This is a genomic window from Janthinobacterium sp. TB1-E2, assembly GCF_036885605.1.
Classification (GTDB): domain Bacteria; phylum Pseudomonadota; class Gammaproteobacteria; order Burkholderiales; family Burkholderiaceae_D; genus Janthinobacterium; species Janthinobacterium aestuarii.
This window is the reverse complement of the sequence record NZ_CP142523.1, coordinates 5,369,323-5,389,598: the sequence shown is the minus strand read 5'-3', so window position 1 is coordinate 5,389,598 and position 20,276 is coordinate 5,369,323. Positions and strand designations below refer to the sequence as shown.

At 62.7% G+C, this 20,276-nt stretch carries 16 protein-coding genes and 1 pseudogene; 9 read left to right on the top strand and 8 right to left on the bottom strand.

Annotated elements, in window-relative coordinates; all coding sequences use genetic code 11:
* Nucleotides 1-44: 44 nt before the first annotated feature.
* Nucleotides 45-1,910, top strand: a complete 1,866-nt coding sequence (ilvD, locus tag OPV09_RS24270) for a dihydroxy-acid dehydratase (protein ID WP_139091057.1) — start codon at nt 45-47, stop codon at nt 1,908-1,910.
* Nucleotides 1,911-2,133: 223 nt separating this feature from the next.
* On the top strand, nt 2,134-2,445 hold the full coding sequence (locus OPV09_RS24265; RefSeq protein ID WP_034747381.1) for a c-type cytochrome: 312 nt from the start codon (nt 2,134-2,136) through the stop codon (nt 2,443-2,445).
* 21 nt (nt 2,446-2,466) lie between these two features.
* On the opposite strand, the gene OPV09_RS24260 is transcribed toward OPV09_RS24265, so the two are convergent.
* A complete protein-coding gene (locus tag OPV09_RS24260) occupies nt 2,467-3,468 on the bottom strand; it encodes an NAD-dependent epimerase/dehydratase family protein (protein ID WP_338679568.1) in 1,002 nt (333 codons plus the stop codon).
* Nucleotides 3,469-3,559: 91 nt separating this feature from the next.
* Here OPV09_RS24260 and OPV09_RS24255 point away from each other — a divergent pair, with 91 nt between their 5' ends.
* Nucleotides 3,560-4,462 carry a LysR family transcriptional regulator gene (locus OPV09_RS24255; RefSeq protein WP_338679567.1) on the top strand — a complete coding sequence of 301 codons (903 nt, stop codon included), beginning with the start codon at nt 3,560-3,562 and terminating at the stop codon, nt 4,460-4,462.
* Here OPV09_RS24255 and OPV09_RS24250 read toward each other — a convergent pair.
* The 5 genes from OPV09_RS24250 to folD form a co-directional block, all read right to left on the bottom strand.
* On the bottom strand, nt 4,455-5,597 hold the full coding sequence (locus OPV09_RS24250) for a branched-chain amino acid ABC transporter substrate-binding protein (protein WP_070301412.1): 1,143 nt from the start codon (nt 5,595-5,597) through the stop codon (nt 4,455-4,457). The two genes, OPV09_RS24255 and OPV09_RS24250, sit on opposite strands and share 8 nt — an antisense overlap.
* Before the next feature lie 279 nt (nt 5,598-5,876).
* A complete protein-coding gene (locus tag OPV09_RS24245; protein ID WP_219327683.1) occupies nt 5,877-6,254 on the bottom strand; it encodes a hypothetical protein in 378 nt (125 codons plus the stop codon).
* Nucleotides 6,251-6,676 carry a DNA polymerase III subunit chi gene (locus OPV09_RS24240; RefSeq protein ID WP_034747952.1) on the bottom strand — a complete coding sequence of 142 codons (426 nt, stop codon included), beginning with the start codon at nt 6,674-6,676 and terminating at the stop codon, nt 6,251-6,253. The genes OPV09_RS24245 and OPV09_RS24240 overlap by 4 nt, the downstream gene beginning before the upstream one ends.
* Before the next feature lie 5 nt (nt 6,677-6,681).
* On the bottom strand, nt 6,682-8,751 hold the full coding sequence (locus tag OPV09_RS24235; protein ID WP_425324009.1) for a M3 family metallopeptidase: 2,070 nt from the start codon (nt 8,749-8,751) through the stop codon (nt 6,682-6,684).
* 50 nt (nt 8,752-8,801) lie between these two features.
* The gene (gene folD / locus OPV09_RS24230) at nt 8,802-9,647 is read right to left on the bottom strand and encodes a bifunctional methylenetetrahydrofolate dehydrogenase/methenyltetrahydrofolate cyclohydrolase FolD (RefSeq protein WP_034747393.1); all 846 of its coding nucleotides are present in this window, start codon (nt 9,645-9,647) and stop codon (nt 8,802-8,804) included.
* A 600-nt stretch (nt 9,648-10,247) separates the two neighbouring features.
* Between folD and aceE the strand changes: the two genes are divergently transcribed.
* The 4 genes and pseudogenes from aceE to OPV09_RS24210 all read left to right on the top strand — a co-directional run.
* The gene (gene aceE / locus OPV09_RS24225; protein ID WP_101482508.1) at nt 10,248-12,944 is read left to right on the top strand and encodes a pyruvate dehydrogenase (acetyl-transferring), homodimeric type; all 2,697 of its coding nucleotides are present in this window, start codon (nt 10,248-10,250) and stop codon (nt 12,942-12,944) included.
* 94 nt (nt 12,945-13,038) lie between these two features.
* Entirely contained in the window at nt 13,039-14,700 is a 1,662-nt protein-coding gene (gene aceF / locus OPV09_RS24220) for a dihydrolipoyllysine-residue acetyltransferase (protein WP_338679565.1), read from the top strand.
* 10 nt (nt 14,701-14,710) lie between these two features.
* Nucleotides 14,711-16,498 (top strand): dihydrolipoyl dehydrogenase, encoded by a 1,788-nt coding sequence (lpdA, locus tag OPV09_RS24215; protein ID WP_338679564.1) that lies wholly within the window; start codon nt 14,711-14,713, stop codon nt 16,496-16,498.
* Nucleotides 16,499-16,565: 67 nt separating this feature from the next.
* Nucleotides 16,566-16,758 (top strand): annotated as a pseudogene (locus tag OPV09_RS24210) (dihydrolipoyl dehydrogenase); the annotation flags it as partial.
* A gap of 14 nt (nt 16,759-16,772) precedes the next feature.
* Here the strand turns inward: OPV09_RS24210 and OPV09_RS24205 are convergent.
* Entirely contained in the window at nt 16,773-17,096 is a 324-nt protein-coding gene (locus OPV09_RS24205; protein ID WP_338679563.1) for a hypothetical protein, read from the bottom strand.
* On the opposite strand from OPV09_RS24205, the gene OPV09_RS24200 reads away from it, so the two are divergent.
* A complete protein-coding gene (locus tag OPV09_RS24200) occupies nt 17,088-18,191 on the top strand; it encodes a hypothetical protein (RefSeq protein ID WP_338679562.1) in 1,104 nt (367 codons plus the stop codon). The genes OPV09_RS24205 and OPV09_RS24200 overlap by 9 nt on opposite strands.
* 23 nt (nt 18,192-18,214) lie before the next feature.
* Here the strand turns inward: OPV09_RS24200 and OPV09_RS24195 are convergent, their stop codons facing one another.
* Nucleotides 18,215-18,934 (bottom strand): TetR/AcrR family transcriptional regulator, encoded by a 720-nt coding sequence (locus OPV09_RS24195; protein WP_034747405.1) that lies wholly within the window; start codon nt 18,932-18,934, stop codon nt 18,215-18,217.
* Between the two features lie 144 nt (nt 18,935-19,078).
* Here OPV09_RS24195 and OPV09_RS24190 point away from each other — a divergent pair, with 144 nt between their 5' ends.
* Nucleotides 19,079-20,272: an HlyD family secretion protein gene (locus tag OPV09_RS24190; RefSeq protein ID WP_034747407.1), complete on the top strand. Its 1,194-nt coding sequence runs from the start codon at nt 19,079-19,081 to the stop codon at nt 20,270-20,272.
* Nucleotides 20,273-20,276 lie beyond the last annotated feature (4 nt).

Below are 20,276 nucleotides of genomic sequence, written 5' to 3'. Positions count from 1 at the left end.
ATCCGGGCAGTCAGGCATTATTCATTTCTCGGAAGGTCCCCATCATGCCGCAATACCGCTCACGCACCACCACCCACGGCCGCAACATGGCTGGCGCCCGCGCCCTGTGGCGCGCCACCGGCATGAAGGACGGCGACTTCGACAAGCCGATCATCGCCGTCGTCAACTCGTTCACCCAGTTCGTGCCCGGCCACGTGCACCTGAAGGACCTGGGCCAGATGGTGGCGCGCGAAATCGAAAAGGCTGGCGGCGTGGCCAAGGAATTCAATACCATCGCCGTCGATGACGGCATCGCCATGGGCCACGGCGGCATGCTGTATTCACTGCCGTCGCGCGACCTGATCGCCGACTCCGTCGAATACATGGTCAACGCCCACTGCGCCGACGCCATGGTCTGCATCTCGAACTGCGACAAGATCACGCCGGGCATGCTGATGGCCGCCATGCGCATCAATATCCCCGTCGTCTTCATCTCGGGCGGGCCGATGGAAGCGGGCAAGGTCGTCAAGGTCGTCAACGGCACGCAGAAGATCATCAAGCTGGACCTGGTCGACGCCATGATCAAAGCGGGCGACAGCACCGTGTCCGACGCCGACGTGGCGGAAATCGAACGTTCGGCCTGTCCGACCTGCGGTTCCTGCTCCGGCATGTTTACGGCCAACTCGATGAACTGTTTGACCGAGGCGCTGGGCCTGGCCCTGCCCGGCAACGGCACCATCCTGGCCACGCACTCGGACCGCCAGCAGCTGTTCCTGCGCGCGGGCCGCCTGATCGTCGAACTGGCCAAGCGCCATTATGAACAGGACGATTATTCCGTGCTGCCACGCTCGATCGCCACCAAGGCCGCGTTTGAAAACGCGATGGCGCTCGACGTTTCCATGGGCGGCTCGACGAATACCGTGCTGCACTTGCTGGCCGCCGCGCACGAGGCGGAAGTGGAATTTACGATGGCCGACATCGACCGCATCTCGCGCAAGGTGCCGTGCCTGTGCAAGGTCGCGCCAATGACGGACAAATACCATATCGAAGACGTGCACCGCGCGGGCGGCATCGTGGGCATCCTGGGCGAACTGGCGCGCGCCGGCCTGCTCAACACGACTCTGCCGACCATCCACGCGCCGACCCTGGCCGACGCCATCGCGCAAAACGACATCAAGTGCACGGACGATCCTGCCGTGCATGAACTGTTCCGCGCCGCGCCGGGCGGCGTGCCGACGCAGACGGCGTTCTCGCAGTCGGAGCGTTTTGCCGCCGTCGACACTGACCGCAGCACGGGCTGCATCCGCGACAAGGCCCACGCCTATTCGCAGGATGGCGGCCTGGCCGTCTTGTACGGCAACCTGGCTGAAAAGGGCTGCATCGTCAAGACGGCCGGCGTCGATGAAAGCATCTTGAAATTCTCGGGCAAGGCGCGCGTGTTCGAAAGCCAGGACGCGGCCGTCGCTGCCATCCTGGAAGACACTGTGCATGAAGGCGACGTCGTCATCATCCGCTACGAAGGCCCGAAAGGCGGCCCCGGCATGCAGGAAATGCTGTACCCGACCTCGTACATCAAATCGAAGGGCCTGGGCAAGGCGTGCGCGCTGTTCACGGACGGACGCTTCTCGGGCGGTTCCTCGGGCCTGGTGATCGGCCACGCCTCGCCGGAAGCGGCCGAAGGCGGCGCCATCGGCCTGGTGGAAGAGGGTGACTTCATCGACATCGACATCCCCGAGCGCACCATCAACCTGCGCGTGACGGATGCCGAGCTGGCCGCGCGCCGCGCCGCCATGGAAGCGAAGGGCGACGCGGCCTGGCTGCCCGTCAACCGCGACCGCTACGTGTCGCAGGCGCTGCAGGCGTATGCGGCGCTGACGACGTCGGCCGACCGCGGCGCCGTGCGCGACCTGTCCCAACTGAAGAAGCGCTGATCTGTTGCGCAGGTAAGACAAGCGGCCCCGATCCACTGCGCGGGGCCGCTTGTCGTTACATCGCCTTACAAACAACATGGTCATGGACGCGCAGATGGGGCAGAATATGAATGCCTAATCGCTACTACACTGCGTTACTACATTGAAACGCTTGATCTGGGCTCGTAGTGCATCTGCGGAAACACAGTAAAATGCCGCAGGAAGTAACTTTGGAGAAAAGACAATGAAACGTTTTATGTTGGTGAGTGTATTGACCGTGTCGGCTCTGGCATCGCAAGCAGCGTTGGCCAATCCGGACCTGGCGAAAGCAAAAAACTGCATGGCTTGCCATGCGGTGAGCACGAAACTGGTGGGCCCTGCGTTCAAGGACGTGGCTGCCAAGTACGCTGGCCAGAAAGACGCTGAAAACAAGCTCGTGGCGAAAGTCATGAAGGGCGGCTCCGGCACCTGGGGCGCGATCCCGATGCCAGCGAACCCGCAAGTGAGCGATGCTGAAGCCCACACCCTGGTCAAATGGGTACTGGCACAGAAATAATCTGTGCCGCAGTACTAGCAATTAGCGCGCCGGCAATCCCGGCGCGTTTTTTTTGCCCGCTGCCTTTTGCAGATTGCCCATGCCTTCCAATGTCGCCCGCACCGCCTCGTCGAGCGGCGTATGCGGCTCCCGGCCCAGCACGGCCAGCAGCCGCGCATTCTCCATGGACAAGGGCGTTTGCCACAGATAGCGCATCTCGCGCATTTCACGCATGGTTGCCACGAACGGCGATGCCAGCGCCACCAGCCACCACGGGAAACGCCGGATGGCGGGCGCAGTTCCCGTCGTTTGTTCCACCACGCGCGCAATCGCCCCCGTCATTTGCCGGCCGTCGTGGTCCCAGTGGCCGGCCATGTGAAAGCGGGAGAACGCGGGCAAGGTGGCGCGCATGGCCAGCAATTGCAGCATCGTGCGCGCCACGTCGGGCAGGTAGGACCACTGGTGGCCGATGCCGGGCGCGCCCGGATACAGCACGCTGCGCACGCGCTGGCCCGGTTTCACGAGGCCCTGCGAAAACCAGTTATTGCCGGCGCGGGGACCGAAGAAGTCGCCCGCGCGCACGATGATGACCTTGGCTCCCTGCGTGGCGGCCCATTCCAGCCGCGCTTCCAGTTCCACGCGGATGGCGCCCTTGCGCGTCTGCGGGCGCTGCGGCGCGTCTTCCGCCAGTACGGGAAAGGCGTCGGGGCCGAAGTTGTACACGGTGCCCGGCAGCACAATGGTGGCTCCCTCGGCAATCGCCGCTGAAATCGTGTTGTCGAGCATGGGCAGCACGAGCTGGCCCCAGTTGCGGTAACCGGGCGGGTTGACGGCGTGTACGATGACGGCGCAGCCTTTGGCGGCCGCCAGCACGTCCGCGCGCGACAGCGCATCGCCGCGCAGCCATTCAATGCCGTCGCCGCGTGGCGATGGCGTCGCTCCCCGCGTCAAGGCGCGCACCTGCCAGCCCGCCGCCAATAGCTGGCGCACCATCTCGCCGCCGATGCCGCCCGTGGCGCCCAGTACCAATGCTGTTTTGTCCATTCTGACCTCCGTGTGGTTGATGAGGCCAGTATCTGCCGCGCAGGGCTAATTGGGAATTGACGAGCATCGACCACAGGCTATACATTTATGTATGACTACCTCGATTGCCTGGGAATACTACCGTTCGCTGCTGGCCGTGCTCAAGCATGGCTCCCTGTCCGGCGCGGCCCGCGCGCTGGCCATCACGCAACCGACCGTCGGCCGGCATATCGCCGCGCTCGAACAGGCGCTGGGCGCGACCCTGTTCACGCGTTCCCAGCTGGGCTTGCTACCCACGGAAGTGGCGCTGGCGCTGCGGCCCCATGCGGAAACCATGGAGCATACTGCCGCCCTGATGGAGCGCGCCGCCAGCAGCCAGGGGCAGGGCGTGGCCGGTGTCGTGCGCATCGCGGCCAGCGAAGTGGTAGGCGTGGAAGTGCTGCCGCCCATCCTGGCCAGCTTGCGCGCGCGCCATCCGGAGCTCGTCATTGAATTGGTATTGAGCAACAAGGTGCAGGATTTGCTGCGCCGGGAAGCGGACATCGCCGTGCGCATGCTGCGGCCCCGCCAGGAGCAACTGGTGGCGCGCAAGGTGGGGGAAATCGAACTGGGCCTGCACGCGCACGGGGACTACCTGGCCCGGCATGGCACGCCGCTGGCACTGGCCGATCTGGCGCGCCATGCCGTCATCGGCTACGACGAGGCGAGCCCCTTCGTGCGCAACGCGGGCGCGGCTTTCAACGAATTTACGCGGGAAAATTTTGCCTGGCGCAGTGACAGCGACCTGGCACAACTGGCCCTGATACGGGCAGGCGCCGGCATCGGCGTGTGCCAGGCGGGGCTGGCGGCGCGCGATCCGGCCCTGCGGCGCGTGTTGCCGCAGGCGTTTGCGCTACCGATGGAAACCTGGATTACCATGCATGAAGACTTGCGCGGCAGCCTGCGCTGCCGCGCCACCTTCGACGCGCTGGCCGAAGGCTTGCAGGCTTACGTGGCGACGCAGCCGCTTACTTGACCACTTCCATTTTTGTCTTCTTGCCATCACGATACGTGAACAAGGTCAGCGCGCCATCCTTGATGTCGCCGTTGGCATCGAACGAGATCGGTCCCGTCACGCCTTGGTAGTGCACCTTGGCCAGGAACGGCAGGTAGACGGATGGTTTCGACGATTTGGCGTCGGCCATGGCGGTGGCCATGGTCATCACGGCATCGTAGACGTACGGCGCATACAGTTGCACTTCCATGTTGTACTTTTGCTTGTAGCGGGCGCGGAAATCGTCCATGCCTTTTTGCTGCGCGCCCGTCACGCCGCCCGCTTCCGCGCAGGTGACCATGTCTTCGCCCACGGCATCGCCGGCCAGCTTACCCAGCGGTTCCGTGCACAGGCCGTCGCCACCCATGAACTTGGCCTTGATGCCCAGCGCCTTCATCTGGCGCAGCATGGGGCCGCCCACGGAATCCATGCCGCCAAAGAAGATCAGGTCGGGATTTTTCGACTTGATGCTGGTCAGGATGGCATTGAAGTCCGTCGCGTTGGCATTCGTAAATTCCTTGCCGACGATTTGCACGCCTGGTGCCGCCTTCTTGGCACCCTTGACGAACTGTTCCGCCACGCCCTGGCCGTAGGCCGTGCGGTCATCGATGACGGCGATTTTCTTCGCCTGCAGCTTGCCCACGGCATACGCGCCCAAAGTTCCCCCCAGCTTGTTGTCATTGGCGACGACGCGGAAGGCCGTGTTGAATTTCTGCTGGGTGTACGTCGGGTTGGTGGCTGCCGGTGAAATCTGCGGAATGCCGGCATTGAAGTAAATGCGCGAGGCGGGAATCGTCGTGCCCGAGTTCAGGTGGCCGACGACGCCGTTGACCTTGGCGTCGACCAGTTTTTGCGCGACGGCCGTGCCTTGCTTGGGATCGGCTGCGTCATCTTCGGGTACCAGCACGAATTTCACGGCTTTGCCGTCGATCTTGAAGCCTTTGGCGTTCAAGTCCTCGATGGCCATCTTGGCCGCGTTCTCGTTATCCTTGCCCAGGTGGGAGCTGGCGCCAGAGACCGGGGCGACGTGGCCTATCTTGATGATTTCCTGTGCGCCCGCATGGCCGGCAAAAGCGAGGGCAAGGGCGAGAGGAAGGACTTTGGTCTTGAGCAGCATAAACATTCTCCAATGGATAAAGATACGGCGGCGTCTCGTGAAAACCGCTTCGACAGGCGGTACGTGTGAAGAAAGGTACAACAAAAAACAGGCGGCGCAAAGCCGCATTTCGGGCTTTTTACATTTTGTCGCAACAATCACCAAAGTGAGGCGCGATGCACCGATTTCGCAGGCGCGAGCGCACCAAAGAATGGCGTTGGAGGGAAGAATAGGGTAGGTCGGGTAGGTCGGGTAGGTCGGGTTAGCGCAAAGCGCGTAACCCGACATTGCGCAGCATGCTCAGGCTTGCGCGGGTGGGTGCAAATGCCCCAGTTCATGACTGACGGCATGCGCCACGATCTGTTCCAGCGACTGCTGCAAGTCTTCGCGCAAAGCCCCCCGCATGCCGATCAGGGCGTTTTGCAGGGCCGTCTGCAGCACGTGGGCGATGCGCTCTTCCAGCAGATGGTCGATCTTGCCCTGCACCTGGTGCAGGATGCGCTGTGTCAGCCGCTGTTCGATGGCGTCCCAGTCGGGCTGCGCCACCGTTGGCGGCAATGCCGGCGCTTCCTCGACGGCAGGCGGAGCCGCAACTGGCGCGACGACCTCCGCCACTTCCGGCCCCAGCAGCACCTCCGTCAGCAGGGGGATGCCCTGGTCGAATGGCTGCTGGCTCATGTCTTCCCTGCCACGAAGTGGGTCGGCTGTACGTTCTGCTGGCGGTAGTGCAGGAAGCGCTGGCGGCCCGCCTGCGCATCTTGCTCATCCATGGAAACGATCTCGAAGACGCGCTGGAACTGCGCGTAATTGGCGGGCGGCAGCTGCGACAGGTTGACGAGGATGTCGTGGTGCGGCAGCTCGGCCGCTTCGTCATCGGTCAGGATGATCGGCGTTTGCGCCGCCAGCGGATCGCCGGCCAGCACGTGCGGCAGGAAATCCGTGGCGGAAATGGTCCACATGGCGCTGTTCAAGGCGTCGAGCTGGGCGCTGTCGGCCACCAGCACGACGACCTTGTTGCCGGCCATATAGGCCTTGCGCGCCAGACGGCAGGCATACGCCAGCTTGTCCGGCACGTTGCTGTGAAAATCGACGCGGCTCATGGCGATCAAGCGGCCATGCCGCTATGGCGCAGCAGGGCATCGATGCTCGGCTCGCGGCCGCGGAAGGCGGTAAACGATTCCAGCGCGGGGCGCGATCCGCCGACGGACAGGATTTCCTGCAAATAACGCTTGCCTGCCGCCGTGGTGGCGTCCGGTCCCAGCGCCTTGGCTTCTTCAAACGCCGCATACGCATCGGCGGACAGTACCTCGGCCCACTTGTAGCTGTAGTAGCCGGCCGCGTAGCCGCCGGAAAAGATATGCCCAAAGGCATTCTGGAAGCGGTTGAACGGGGGCGGGATGAGCAGCGAAAACTTGGCGCGCACGCCGTCGATCAGTTGCTGCACGCTCTGGCCCGTGCTGGCATCGTAGTCATAGTGCAGATGCATGTCGAGCAAGGAGAACTCCACCTGGCGCAGGGTTTGCAAGCCGGACTGGAAATTCTTGGCCGCCAGCATCTTGTCGTACAGCGCGCGCGGCAGCGGCTCGCCCGTGACGGCATGCGCCGTCATGTGTTCGAGCACCTCCCATTCCCAGCAGAAGTTTTCCATGAATTGCGATGGCAGTTCCACGGCATCCCATTCGACGCCGGCGATGCCCGACACGCCCAGTTCGTCGACGACGGTGAGCATATGGTGCAGGCCGTGGCCGAATTCGTGGAACAGGGTGATCACCTCATCGTGCGTGAACAGGGCAGGCTGAGCCTTGCCGTCGATCACGGCCGGTTCCGTGAAATTGCATGTCAGGTAGGCGATCGGCGTTTGCACGTGTTGTGCGTCGGCGCGGCGGCCGCGCGCGTCGTCCATCCAGGCGCCGCCGCTTTTACCGGCGCGCGCATACAGATCCAGGTAGAACTGGCCGACCAGCTTGCCGTCGCGCTCGATGCGGTAAAAACGCACGTCCGGGTGCCAGACGGGCGCCGTATCGGGCTTGATCTCGACCGCAAACAGGTTCTGGATCTGGCGGAACAGGCCGTCGATCACCTTGTGTTCAGGGAAGTACTGTTTGACTTCCTGGGCCGAGAACGCGTAGCGGCGCTCCTGCAGCTTTTCGGAGGCGTAAGGCACGTCCCACGCCTGCAGCTCGGCGATGCCCAATTCTTCGCGGGCGAATTGTTTCAGTTCTGCCAGGTCCTTCTCGGCGAACGGACGCGCGCGCTTGGCCAGGTGTTCCAGGAAAGCGATGACTTGCGCGGGCGAGGTGGCCATTTTAGGGACGAGCGACACTTCGGCGAAATTGGCGTAACCGAGCAGTTTTGCCTCTTCGTCGCGCAATTGCAACAGAGTGACGATATTCTGGGTATTGTCCCAGTCCTCTTTTTTGCTGAAGACGTCGCCCTGGTCCGACGCCTTGGTGGCGTTGGCGCGGTAGATGGTTTCACGCAGCGCGCGATTGTCGGCAAATTGCAGGATCGGGTAATAAGACGGGAAGTGCAGCGAGAATTCGTAGCCTTGCTTCCCTGCTTTTTCGGCGGCGGCGCGCGCGGCGGCCTTCACGTCGTCGGGCAGGCCGGCCAGGTCAAGCTCGTTCTCGACCAGCAACTTGTAGTCATTGGTGGCGTCGAGCACGTTTTCGGAAAAACGCGTCGAGACGGCCGCGTGTTCTTCCTGGATGGCGCCAAAGCGCTCTTTCTTGTCTTCGGGTAACTCGGCGCCGCCCAGGCGGAAGTCGCGCACGGCATTGTCGACGATGCGGCGGCGCGCCGGCGACAGGCTGGCGAAATCGGCGCGGGCCTGCAACTGCTTGTATTTGCCGAAGAGGATTTCGTTCTGGCCCAGCTCGGTCCAGAATTCCGTCACCTTGGGCAGGTTGGCATTGTAGGCGGCGCGCAGTTCAGGCGTATCGACCACGCTATTCAAGTGGTTGACGATGCTCCAGGCGCGGCCCAGGGTTTCGGCGATCTGGTCCTGGGGCGCGACGAAGTTTTCCCAGCTCACTTCTTCCATGGGCGCTTCCAGCTGCGCCACCGTGGCGCGCGCCTGTTCCAAGAGGGTATCGATGGCGGGCGTGACATGCTCGTGCGTGATCGCGTCGAAGCGTGGCAGGCCGGAAAAATCAAGCAGGGGGTTGGTATTCATCGTCGGTTCCATCCATATATAAAAGGGCGGTCATGCCGCCCCGGTGATTCTTAAATGCGCTCGGCGGCCTCTACCGTGTTCATGAGAAGCATCGTGATCGTCATCGGACCCACGCCACCCGGTACGGGGGTGATGTGGGAGGCGACTTCTTTCACGCCGGCAAAATCCACGTCGCCGCACAGCTTGCCTTCATCGTCGCGGTTCATGCCCACGTCGATGACGATGGCACCTGGCTTGACCATGTCGGCCGTCAAGGTATTGCGGCGACCGACGGCGGCCACGACCACGTCCGCCTGGCGCGTGTACAGGCCCAGGTCCGGGGTCGCACTATGGCAGATGGTGACGGTAGCGTTCGCTTGCAAGAGCAGCAGGGCCATCGGCTTGCCGACAGTGTTGCTGCGGCCGATGACGACGGCGTGCTTGCCGCGCAAGTCCACGCCCGTGCTTTCGATCAGTTTCATGCAGCCGTACGGCGTGCACGGGCGGAAGCCGGGCAAGCCCGTCATCAGTTCGCCGGCGCTCAGGACCGAATAGCCGTCCACGTCTTTCGTCGTGGCGATCGCTTCGATGACCTTGTGCGGGTTGATGTGCTTGGGCAAGGGCATTTGCACGAGGATGCCGTGGATGGCCGGGTCGGTGTTCAGGCTGGCGATACGCGCCAGCAAGTCAGCTTCGGACAGGTCCGCTTCATATTTTTCCAGCACCGAGTGGAAACCCACGTCGCCGCATGCCTTGACCTTGTTGCGGACGTACACCTGGCTGGCCGGGTCTTCGCCGACGAGGATCACGGCCAGGCCGGGCTGGGTGCCCTTGGCCGTGAGGGCGGCGGCGCGCGTGGCGATCTCGCTGCGCAGTTTTTGGGAGAGGGCGATTCCGTCGATCAGTTGTGCTGGCATGGTAGGAGGCTGTGTGGGAGGGAAAAGACAGATTATAAAGCCGGCCGGTGCAAAGGGGCGGTTTTGGCTATGCAAAGGCGTGACAACAGCGGGCCAGAGACGCGGGCCTGAGAAAATGCCGATGGCGGCGTTGCAGCTCCTTGCCGTACTGGCGTACTGTCTGCGTCGCTGCGCCTTGCCCTCGACATTTTTCAGGCTCGTTTGGCCCGGCATAAAAGCGGGCCAGAGACGCGGGCCTGAGAAAATGCCGATGGCGGCGTTGCAGCTCCTTGCCGTACTGGCGTACTGTCTGCGTCGCTGCGCCTTGCCCTCGACATTTTTCAGGCCCGCTTGGCCCGGTATGCCTGTGCGGACGACCGGGGTGTACATTCGTTTTTGGCACTTTGATCACGCTAATTTCCGGACAGAATTTGCGGCAGTGCAGCATAAATTTCATAGGGTAATTTCACAATACGAAATGCTATATCGTAATTTGAAAAATAGTAAATACGCTGTTAGAATCCCCACACTAAACCGACTTAATAGTAAATAATCAGCGAAATACCGTCCGACAGCGATCCGGAAAATCGGGGTGGGGCGTTCACAAAGGAGACTCAACAGATGTCAGCTCAACTGAACCAGGTAACGACACAGATCGGCACCGACCCGGATATGCAGGAAACCAAGGAGTGGCTGGACGCGCTCGAAGCCGTTCTGGAAAATGAAGGTCCGGAACGCGCGCATTACCTGATGGAGCGCATGGTTGACCTGGCCCGCCGCCGCGGCGCCCAGATCCCGTTCTCCAGCACCACCGCCTACGTCAATACCATCCCCACCAAGCAAGAAGCCCACTGTCCCGGCAACCTCGAATACGAAGAGCGCCTGCGCTCGTGGATGCGCTGGAACGCCATGGCCATGGTCGTCAAGGCCAACCGCGCCGACGGCGACCTGGGCGGCCACTTGTCCTCGTTCGCTTCGCTGGCGAACATGCTGGGCATCGGTTTCAACCATTTCTGGCACGCGCCTACGGCCGACCACGGCGGCGACCTGCTGTACATCCAGGGCCACTCGTCGCCCGGCGTCTACGCGCGCGCCTTCCTCGAAGGCCGCTTGACGGAAGAGCAAATGCTGAACTTCCGCAAGGAAGTCGACGGCAAGGGCCTGTCCTCGTACCCGCATCCGAAGCTGATGCCTGACTTCTGGCAGTTCCCGACCGTGTCGATGGGCCTGGGCCCGCACATGGCGATCTACCAGGCGCGCTTCCTGAAATACCTGCACGCACGCGGCATCGCGAAAACCGACAACCGCAAGATCTGGGCCTTCTGCGGCGACGGCGAGATGGACGAGCCGGAATCGCTGGGCGCGATCGGTCTGGCCGCACGCGACATGCTCGACAACCTGGTCATCGTGGTCAACTGCAACCTGCAGCGCCTGGACGGCCCGGTACGCGGCAACACCAAGATCATCCAGGAACTGGAAGGCGAATTCCGTGGCGCCGGCTGGAACGTCGTCAAGGTCATCTGGGGCCCGGGCTGGGACGCCCTGCTGGCACAAGACAAGGAAGGCATCCTGCAGCGCGTGATGATGGAAACCGTCGACGGCGAATACCAGAACTACAAGGCGAAAGATGGCGCCTACGTGCGCAAGCACTTCTTCGGCAAGCATCCGAAGCTGCTGGAAATGGTTGCCAACATGACGGACGACGACATCTGGCGCCTGACCCGTGGCGGTCACGATCCGCACAAGATCTACGCGGCATTCAAGATCGCCCAGGAACACAAGGGCCAGCCGACCGTCCTGCTGGTGAAAACCATCAAGGGCTACGGCATGGGCAAGTCCGGCGAAGCGCGCAACACGGCACACCAGACGAAAAAACTCGACGACGAAGCCATCCGCGAAATGCGCGACCGCTTCTCGCTGCCTATCCCTGACGACAAGCTGGCCGACATCCCGTTCTTCAAGCCAGCCGACGACGCGCCGGAAATGGTCTACCTGCACGAGCGCCGCAAGGCCCTCGGTGGCTACCTGCCGCAGCGCCGCCAGAAGTCGGAAGAAACCCTGCCGGTGCCTGGCCTGGACGCGTTCAAGAACGTGCTGGAAGCGACGCCTGAAGGCCGCGAAATCTCGACCACGCAAGCGTTCGTGCGCGTCATTTCGACCCTGCTGAAAGACCCGAACCTGGGCCAGCGCGTCGTGCCTATCCTGGTCGATGAATCGCGTACCTTCGGCATGGAAGGCCTGTTCCGCCAGATCGGCATCTACAACCCGAAAGGCCAGTTGTACGAGCCGGTCGACAAAGACCAGGTCATGTACTACCGCGAAGACAAGGCTGGCCAGATCCTGCAAGAGGGCATCAACGAAGCGGGCGGCATGAGCTCGTGGATCGCCGCGGCGACGTCGTACTCGACCAACGACCGCATTATGATCCCGTTCTACACCTTCTACTCGATGTTCGGCTTCCAGCGCATCGGCGACCAGGTATGGGCTTCGGCCGACATGCGCGCCCGTGGCTTCCTGATGGGCGGCACGGCTGGCCGTACGACGCTGAACGGCGAAGGCTTGCAGCACGAAGATGGCCACAGCCATATCTTTGCCGCGACCATCCCGACCTGCATGCCGTACGATCCGACCTTCAGCCATGAAGTCGCCGTCATCATCCAGGACGGCCTGCGCCGCATGATCGCCAACCAGGAAGATGTGTTCTACTACATCACGATCATGAACGAGAACTACGCCCAGCCAGGCATCAAGCCAGGCCAGGAAGAAGGCATCCTGAAGGGCATGTACAAGCTGCAGGAAGGCCAGGCTGACGCCAAGCTGCGCGTACAGCTGATCGGTTGCGGCACCATCCTGCGCGAATCGATCTTCGCCGCCGAGCTGTTGCAGAACGACTGGGGCGTGGCTGCGGACGTGTGGTCGGCGCCATCGCTGACCCTGGTGGCCCGCGATGGCCAGGATGCGGAACGCTGGAACATGGTCAACCCGTCGAAAGAGCAGCGCGTGCCATACGTGACGTCGCTGATGCAGGACACGGACGGCCCGATCGTCGCCACGACCGACTACATGCGCGCGTTTGCAGAACAGATCCGCGCCTTCATGCCGAAGGGCCGCACTTATAAAGTGCTCGGTACCGATGGCTTTGGCCGCTCGGACAGCCGCGCCAAGCTGCGCGAGTTCTTCGAAGTGAACCGTTATTATGTCACCGTGGCCGCGCTCAAATCGCTGGCTGACGAAGGCAAGATCGACGTGTCGGTGGTGGAGCAGGCGATTGCCAAGTACGGCATCGACGCGAACAAACCGAATCCGGTGACCCAGTAATCGTTGTGCGGACCCGATGATGCCAGGGCGGTGCGAAAGCGCCGCCCTGGCGTGTGTGCGGGTCCATCTGACAAATAAAATAACGGAGCAAGCTATGAGCATTGTGGAAGTCAAAGTCCCGGATATCGGCGATTTCAAGGAAGTCGAGATCATTGAACTGATGGTCAAGCCAGGCGATACGGTCAAGGTCGACCAGTCCCTGATCACGGTCGAATCGGACAAGGCCAGCATGGAAATTCCATCGAGCCACGCCGGTGTCGTCAAGGAATTGAAAGTCAACGTGGGCGACAAGATCGCCGAAGGTTCGCTGGTCCTGCTGCTGGAAGTGGCGGACGCCGCCTCGGCCCCTGCGCCTGCCGCTGCCGCCCCGGCCGCAGCACCTGCCGCTGAAACCCCCGCCGCCGCTCCTGCGGCCGCGCCAGCACCTGCCGCCCCAGCCGGCGCGCCAGCCCTGGTCGAAGTGACCGTGCCCGATATCGGCGACTTCAAGGAAGTCGAAGTCATCGAACTGATGGTCAAGGTCGGCGACAGCATCAAGGTCGACCAGTCGCTGCTGACAGTCGAATCGGACAAGGCCAGCATGGAAATCCCATCGAGCCATGCCGGTATCGTCAAGGAATTGAAAGTCAAGGTCGGCGACAAGGTTGCCAAGGGCAGCCTGGTGCTGGTCGTGGAAACGACCGGTGGCGCTGCTCCTGCCGCACCTGCCGCTGCTGCACCTGCACCCGCTGCGCAAGCTGCCGCCGCGCCAGCCGCCGCCGTCGCTTCGGCGCCGCTCGCTGCACCAGCTCCTGCCGCCGCTCCTGCAGCGAACGGCAAGCTGGCGCACGCGTCGCCATCGATCCGCAAGTTCGCGCGCGAACTGGGCGTGGACCTGACCCGCGTGGGCGGTTCCGGTCCGAAGGGCCGCATCACCCAGGAAGACGTGCAGAACTTCGTCAAGGGCGTGATGTCGGGCGCCGTCGCCGCGCCGAATGCGCCGGTCGCCGCCAAAGGCGGTTCGGGCGTGGGCCTGGATCTGCTGCCATGGCCGTCGCTGGACTTCAGCAAGTTCGGCACGACCGAATTGCTGCCGCTGTCGCGCATCAAGAAAATCTCGGGCCCGAATTTGCACCGCAACTGGGTCATGATCCCGCACGTCACGCAGTTCGACGAAGCGGACGTGACGGATCTGGAAGCGTTCCGCGTCGACACCAACGCGGCCAATGCGAAAAACAAGGATGCGGCCAAGCTGACCATGCTCGCTTTCGTCATCAAGGCTTCCGTTGCCGCGCTGAAGAAATTCCCCGCGTTTAACGCTTCCTTGGATGCCAAGGGCGAGAACCTGATCCTCAAGCAGTACTACAACATCGGCTTCGCGGCCGACACGCCGAATGGCCTGGTGGTCCCCGTGATCAAGGGCGCGGACCAGAAGTCGGTCTCGCAGATCGCCCGCGAAATGACGGAACTGTCGCTGCAGGCGCGCGAAGGCAAGCTGAAACCGGCCGACATGCAGGGTGCCAGCTTCACGATCTCGTCCCTGGGCGGCATCGGCGGCACGCACTTCACGCCTATCGTCAATGCGCCGGAAGTCGCGATCCTGGGCCTGTCGAAAGCATCGATCAAGCCGGTATGGGATGGCAAGGCCTTCCAGCCACGTTTGATGATGGGCACTTCGCTGTCCTACGACCACCGCGTGGTCGACGGCGCGATGGGCGCGCGATTCTCCGTGTACCTCGGCGAAGTCCTGGCCGACATGCGCAAAATTCTGCTGTAAGGAGCGATTGATGAGCACAGTAGAGGTAAAAGTACCGAATATCGGCGATTTCAAGGAAGTCGAAGTCATCGAGCTGATGGTCAAGGTCGGCGACACCATCAAGGTGGACCAGTCCCTGGTCACGGTCGAATCGGACAAGGCCAGTATGGAGATTCCATCGACCCACGCCGGCGTCGTCAAGGAAGTCAAGGTCAAGGTCGGCGACAAGATCGCCGAAGGCAGCGCGCTGCTGGTGGTGGAAGCGTCGGAAGGCGTTGCCGCTCCCGCAGCCGCACCGGCGGCCGCTCCTGCGCCTGCAGCGGCTCCGGCTCCTGCAGCGGCGGCACCAGCTGCAGCCGTTGCCGCCATCCCGGCCGGCAATTACAGCGGCCAGGTCGACATCGACGTCGACATGATGGTGCTGGGCGGCGGTCCTGGCGGCTATTCGGCGGCGTTCCGCGCGGCCGACCTGGGCATGTCGACGGTCATCGTCGAGCGCTACGCGACCCTGGGCGGCGTGTGCCTGAACGTGGGCTGCATCCCGTCGAAGGCGCTGTTGCACGTCGCCTCCGTCATCGATGAAACGGCGCACATGTCCAACACGGGCGTGACGTTTGCCAAGCCGACGATCGACATCGACCAGGTACGCAAGTACAAGGAAGGCGTGATCTCGAACATGACGGGCGGTCTGGCCGGCATGGCCAAGGCGCGCAAGACGCAAGTGGTGACGGGCGTGGGCCAGTTCCTGTCCGCGAACCACATCGAAGTGACGGCAGGCGACGGCTCGAAAAAAGTCGTGCAGTTCAAGCAAGCCATCATCGCCGCCGGTTCGTCCGTGGTGAAGCTGCCCTTCGTGCCGGAAGACCCGCGCATCGTCGATTCGACGGGCGCGCTGGAATTGCGCCAGATCCCGAAGCGCATGCTGGTCATCGGCGGCGGCATCATCGGCCTGGAAATGGCGACTGTTTATTCGACCTTCGGTGCGCGCATCGACGTGGTCGAAATGATGGATGGCCTGATGCAGGGCGCGGACCGCGACGCCGTCAAGGTGTGGCAGAAGTTCAACGAGAAGCGCTTCAACAACATCATGACCAAGACCAAGACGGTCGCGGTGGAAGCGCTGCCGGAAGGCATCAAGGTCACGTTCGAAGCAGCTGAAGCAGGTGCTACCGCACCGCCGCCACAGATCTACGACCTGGTGCTGGTGGCCGTGGGCCGCAGCCCGAACGGCAAGAAGCTGGCCGCCGACAAGGCGGGCGTGCAAGTGACGGACCGCGGTTTCATCAACGTCGACAGCCAGATGCGCACCAACGTGCCGAACATCTTCGCCATCGGCGACCTGGTGGGCCAGCCGATGCTGGCGCACAAGGCCGTGCATGAAGCCCACGTGGCAGCGGAAGCCGCTTCCGGCCAGAAGTCGCACTTCGACGTCAAGGTGATCCCGTCGGTCGCCTACACGGATCCGGAAGTGGCATGGGCCGGCATCACGGAAGACGAAGCGAAAGCCAAGGGCATCAAGGTCGAGAAGGGCCACTTCCCATGGGCAGCTTCGGGCCGCGCCGTGGCCAACGGCCGCGCCGAAGGCTTCACCAAGCTGCTGTTCGACGCTGAAACGCACCGCATCATCGGCGGCACCATCGTCGGCACGCATGCGGGCGATATGATCGGCGAGATCGCGCTGGCCATCGAAATGGGCTGCGACGGCACCGACATCGGCAAGACCATCCATCCGCACCCGACCTTGGGCGAATCGATCGGTATGGCCGCCGAAGTGTACGAAGGCGTGTGCACGGACTTGCCGCCGCCGCGCAAGCGCTGATGTTGTAGCGCTGTGTCGTAACACTAAAAACCCCGCAAGCGATTGCGGGGTTTTTTATTATCCGGCCATCGTCGGCACGCACGCGGGCGACAGGGGAGCGATGAGGCGGCGAAATCGCGCTGGCCATCGAAATGGGCTGCGACGGCACCGACATCGGCAAGACCATCCATCCGCATCCAACCCTGGGCGAATCGATCGGTATGGCCGCTGAAGTGTACGAAGGCGTGTGCACGGACTTGCCGCCACCGCGCAAGCGCTGATAAAGCGTTAACTTTCAGTACAAAAAAACCGGGACATGTTCCCGGTTTTTTTTATTTCCCTTGACCTGCGGCATAGTAAAACGTGACGCAGCGGTGCCTTGTGAAAATTGGTGAGTATTGCCGTGCGGAAAAAGTGGCAGAATGGAGGTCTGTAACCATGTTTTTCTTTTGCTTCGACGGAAGCGTGTGATTTTTCCAGGAATGTTGCCAGCGTGGGATACGGTCAAATTCCGCTGTACTGAGAGAGCTTTGCAACGATGAAAAAATTTACCGCCCTTCATATTGCCGACGTCCGTTTGCGCCGGGCTGACGAGCAAGAGCAAGCCGTGATGCTGCATGCCTTGTACCAGGATGTGGCCGCTATCCTGGCGGCGGGCAAGCGGATCGATGCGATTTTCTTCACAGGCCAGCTGGTGGCGCCCGACGCCTGTGCCGGCACGACACCCGTGTATGTCTACGAATACTTCCTGCGCCCCTTGCTGCAGGCGGCCAGCTTGCCTGGCGCGCGTTTCTACCTGGTGCCGGGCAGCCGCGCGCAGGGTGTCGCCGCTGCGGCGCTGGGCAATGCCGGCTTCAGTTTTTTCTCCGCCGATGAGCACGCCAGTGCCGAGCAGCGCGCGCACTACAAGAATATCCATGCCGTGTTCCATGGCCACCAGCATACGGGCGATGCCAGTTCGCTGATGAAATCGCTGGGCATCTTGTTCAAGAGCAATCCCGGCAGCCTGTACGATACCAGTGGCCAGATGGCGGCGTTTGCCGTGCTCGAGTTCGGCACTGGCGAGGCAGCGGCCGATGGCGGCGCGCCAGGCACGCGGTGGACGGTGTCCCTGCGCGAGTTCGATGACGTGAGCAAGAACTTCGCGCTGTCGGTGCTGTACACGCCGAATGGCCAGGAAACGGGGCAGGTGGATGCCGAGTATGTGTTTGCCACCTTGCTTCCGCAGCTGGCAGGCGAACGCGATTATCTCGACGGCTTGCTGGGCAAGGCGGGCGCGCAGCGGCGCGTGGACGCCGGCGCGGCTGCCGATGCGCGTGAATTCCTGATCGAACTGGCGTTCGTGATGTTCGAAGCCAAGAGCGTTTTCCTCAACGAGGCGGAACTGGAACGCTTTGCCAGCGATTATTGCGGCGTGAAGGGCTGGAGCATGGCGGCCGGGGATTGGCTGGCGCCGCTGTATGCGCATGGCTTGCTGCTGCGGGAAGATGGCCAGGTGGCGTTTTCCTTCGATTACTTCCGCACGTATTTCCTGGCGCAGCGCTTTGAAACCTCGTTCGACCTGATGCGCTATGGCCCGGACCGCTACGATGGAAGCGAGTCTTCACTCACTGTCGATGGCGCGTCGGCGGTCCAGCCTTTCCTGCGCGCGCTGGGTTTGAACGATGAACACGCCGAAGCGGCGTTGCCGGAAGGCTGCAGCCGCCCTGGCTGACCTCCCCGGTCAGCCTTCCCGCGTCAGTCCGCCAGCGGCTGGCGCAGGGTGCCGCGCAGGAACAGGTCGAGACTGACGGCCACCTTGGCGCGTAATTGCGCCACGTCCGGTTGCGTCTGCGGCGGAAACAGCAGGCGCGACATCTGGTCGCCCAGCAGGCAATTGAGCAAGTGCAGCGACAGCATGGCCGGCGCCAGTTCCGCGCGGAACAGCGGCGCGATGTCGGGGCGGCTGAAAAACCTCGTCAGCATCTCGCGCGTCTGTCCCGGTCCCACCTTGTAAAACGTTTCCGCCAGTTCAGGATGCGTGGCCGCTTCGGCCACCACCATGCGATTGAGGTGGATGGCCGCCGGCATGGTGACCAGTTGCACGAACAGCAGGCCGAACTCGCCCAGGATGGTGGGCAGGGGACGCATATCCGTTTCCAGGGCCGGCATGGTCGAGAAGTAGGCGGCGCGGCGCAATTCCACCACGGCATTGAACAAGCCCGACTTGCCGCCAAACTTCACATAAATCGTGCGCACGGCCACATGGGCTTCGCGGGCGATCATTTCCAGGCTCACCTTTCCATATCCTTTTTCCAGAAACAGGCAGCCGGCCGTGTGCAGGAGGTTGTCCATGCGCGCTTCCATGTCGGCCGCGCGCGGGCGGCCGGCTGGTTTGCCGCAGCAGGAAAGCTCCTGGGCGGTGTCGCCCGATTCTTTATCGGTAGGCAAGGTATCGCTGAGGCCGGGATCGGACATGGTCTGGGTCTCTTTATAAGTTGGAAGGTAAGTGATGGCTCACACTGTAGTGCAAATTAAAATGAAATGCAATCGTTTCATTTCTTGACTTTGGCTTTTCTTTGCCCAATAATGAACCTATATCATTTCATTTCCGGAGCGAGTATGTCCAACCAGCCAGGCCAAGCAGAGCACAAAGTGCTGAGCGCCGTCCCACCCGCGGCCCCGGCCGCCCCTTCCGCGCCCGCCGCCTCCGCCAGCTCCGCACCACCGAACAACCGCGTCAAAATCATCGCCGGCCTGATCGTCCTCGTGGCCCTGGGCGCCGGCGCGCGCATGTGGTACCGCAGCCACTATTTCGTGGAAACGGAAAACGCCTATGTGGCTGGCCACGTGCATCCTGTCTCGGCGCGCATTTCCGGCGTCGTCACCAAGGTCTTCATCGACGACAATCAAATGGTGAAAGAGGGCGACGTGATCGCCGAACTCGACCCGTTCGACCAGCGCGTGAAGACCGAGCAGATCGCCGCGCAGATCGCCAGCGCCGAGCAGCAAGTGCTGCAAGCGGACGCGCAGATCGCGCAAGTGCAGGCGCAAGCCAGTGGCGCCCAGGCGCAAGTGGCGCAAGCCGATGCGCAACTGCTGCGCGCAAAACAGGATGCGGACCGTTATGGCCAGCTGTACACGAGCCAGATGAAAGCCGTCTCGAAAGCGGAACTCGACGCGGCCAATGCGGCCCGCTCGAGCGCCGTGGCCGACCTGGCCGCCCGCCGCGACAGCGCGTCGGCCGCCAAGGCGCAGATCGGTGCGGCGCAAGCTGCGCGCGACGTGGCCAAGGCGCAAGTGGCCGTGCTGCGCGTGCAATTGAAGGACGCGGAACAGCAGCTGCAATACAACCGCATCCTGGCCCCTGTCGCCGGCCGTATCGGCAAGCGCAACGTGGAAACGGGCATGCGTGTGCAGCCTGGCCAGCAATTGACGGCCATCGTGCAGGACAACGTCTGGGTCACCGCCAACTTCAAGGAAACGCAATTGGCCGACCTGCACCGCGGCCAGAGCGTGCACGTGACCATCGACGCCATGCCGGGCAAGAAACTGGTCGGTACCGTGGACAGCTTCGCTCCTGCCTCGGGCGCGCAATTCGCGCTGCTGCCAGCCGATAACGCCACCGGCAACTTCACCAAGATCGTCCAGCGCGTGCCGGTGAAAATCGTCTTCCAGCCGGAAGACATCAAGGCCATGAATGGCCGCCTGGTGCCGGGCATGTCGGTGATCGCCGAAGTGGAAGTGAATCAGCCTGAAACGCAGCCGGCCGCGCGCCACGCTGCTGCTCCAGCCGCCCAGTCCACCACCCATTAAGCTT

Coding starts and splice junctions, on each gene's coding strand:
- OPV09_RS24190 (WP_034747407.1), top strand. CDS start 19,079: ATGTCCAACCAGCCAGGCCAAGCAGAGCACAAAGTGCTGAGCGCCGTC.
- OPV09_RS24205 (WP_338679563.1), bottom strand. CDS start 17,096: ATGCAGCATCACGGCTTGCTCTTGCTCGTCAGCCCGGCGCAAACGGAC.
- lpdA (WP_338679564.1), top strand. CDS start 14,711: ATGAGCACAGTAGAGGTAAAAGTACCGAATATCGGCGATTTCAAGGAA.
- OPV09_RS24195 (WP_034747405.1), bottom strand. CDS start 18,934: ATGTCCGATCCCGGCCTCAGCGATACCTTGCCTACCGATAAAGAATCG.
- OPV09_RS24265 (WP_034747381.1), top strand. CDS start 2,134: ATGAAACGTTTTATGTTGGTGAGTGTATTGACCGTGTCGGCTCTGGCA.
- OPV09_RS24255 (WP_338679567.1), top strand. CDS start 3,560: ATGACTACCTCGATTGCCTGGGAATACTACCGTTCGCTGCTGGCCGTG.
- folD (WP_034747393.1), bottom strand. CDS start 9,647: ATGCCAGCACAACTGATCGACGGAATCGCCCTCTCCCAAAAACTGCGC.
- OPV09_RS24245 (WP_219327683.1), bottom strand. CDS start 6,254: ATGAGCCAGCAGCCATTCGACCAGGGCATCCCCCTGCTGACGGAGGTG.
- ilvD (WP_139091057.1), top strand. CDS start 45: ATGCCGCAATACCGCTCACGCACCACCACCCACGGCCGCAACATGGCT.
- OPV09_RS24240 (WP_034747952.1), bottom strand. CDS start 6,676: ATGAGCCGCGTCGATTTTCACAGCAACGTGCCGGACAAGCTGGCGTAT.
- aceF (WP_338679565.1), top strand. CDS start 13,039: ATGAGCATTGTGGAAGTCAAAGTCCCGGATATCGGCGATTTCAAGGAA.
- OPV09_RS24250 (WP_070301412.1), bottom strand. CDS start 5,597: ATGCTGCTCAAGACCAAAGTCCTTCCTCTCGCCCTTGCCCTCGCTTTT.
- OPV09_RS24200 (WP_338679562.1), top strand. CDS start 17,088: ATGCTGCATGCCTTGTACCAGGATGTGGCCGCTATCCTGGCGGCGGGC.
- OPV09_RS24235 (WP_425324009.1), bottom strand. CDS start 8,751: ATGAATACCAACCCCCTGCTTGATTTTTCCGGCCTGCCACGCTTCGAC.
- OPV09_RS24260 (WP_338679568.1), bottom strand. CDS start 3,468: ATGGACAAAACAGCATTGGTACTGGGCGCCACGGGCGGCATCGGCGGC.
- aceE (WP_101482508.1), top strand. CDS start 10,248: ATGTCAGCTCAACTGAACCAGGTAACGACACAGATCGGCACCGACCCG.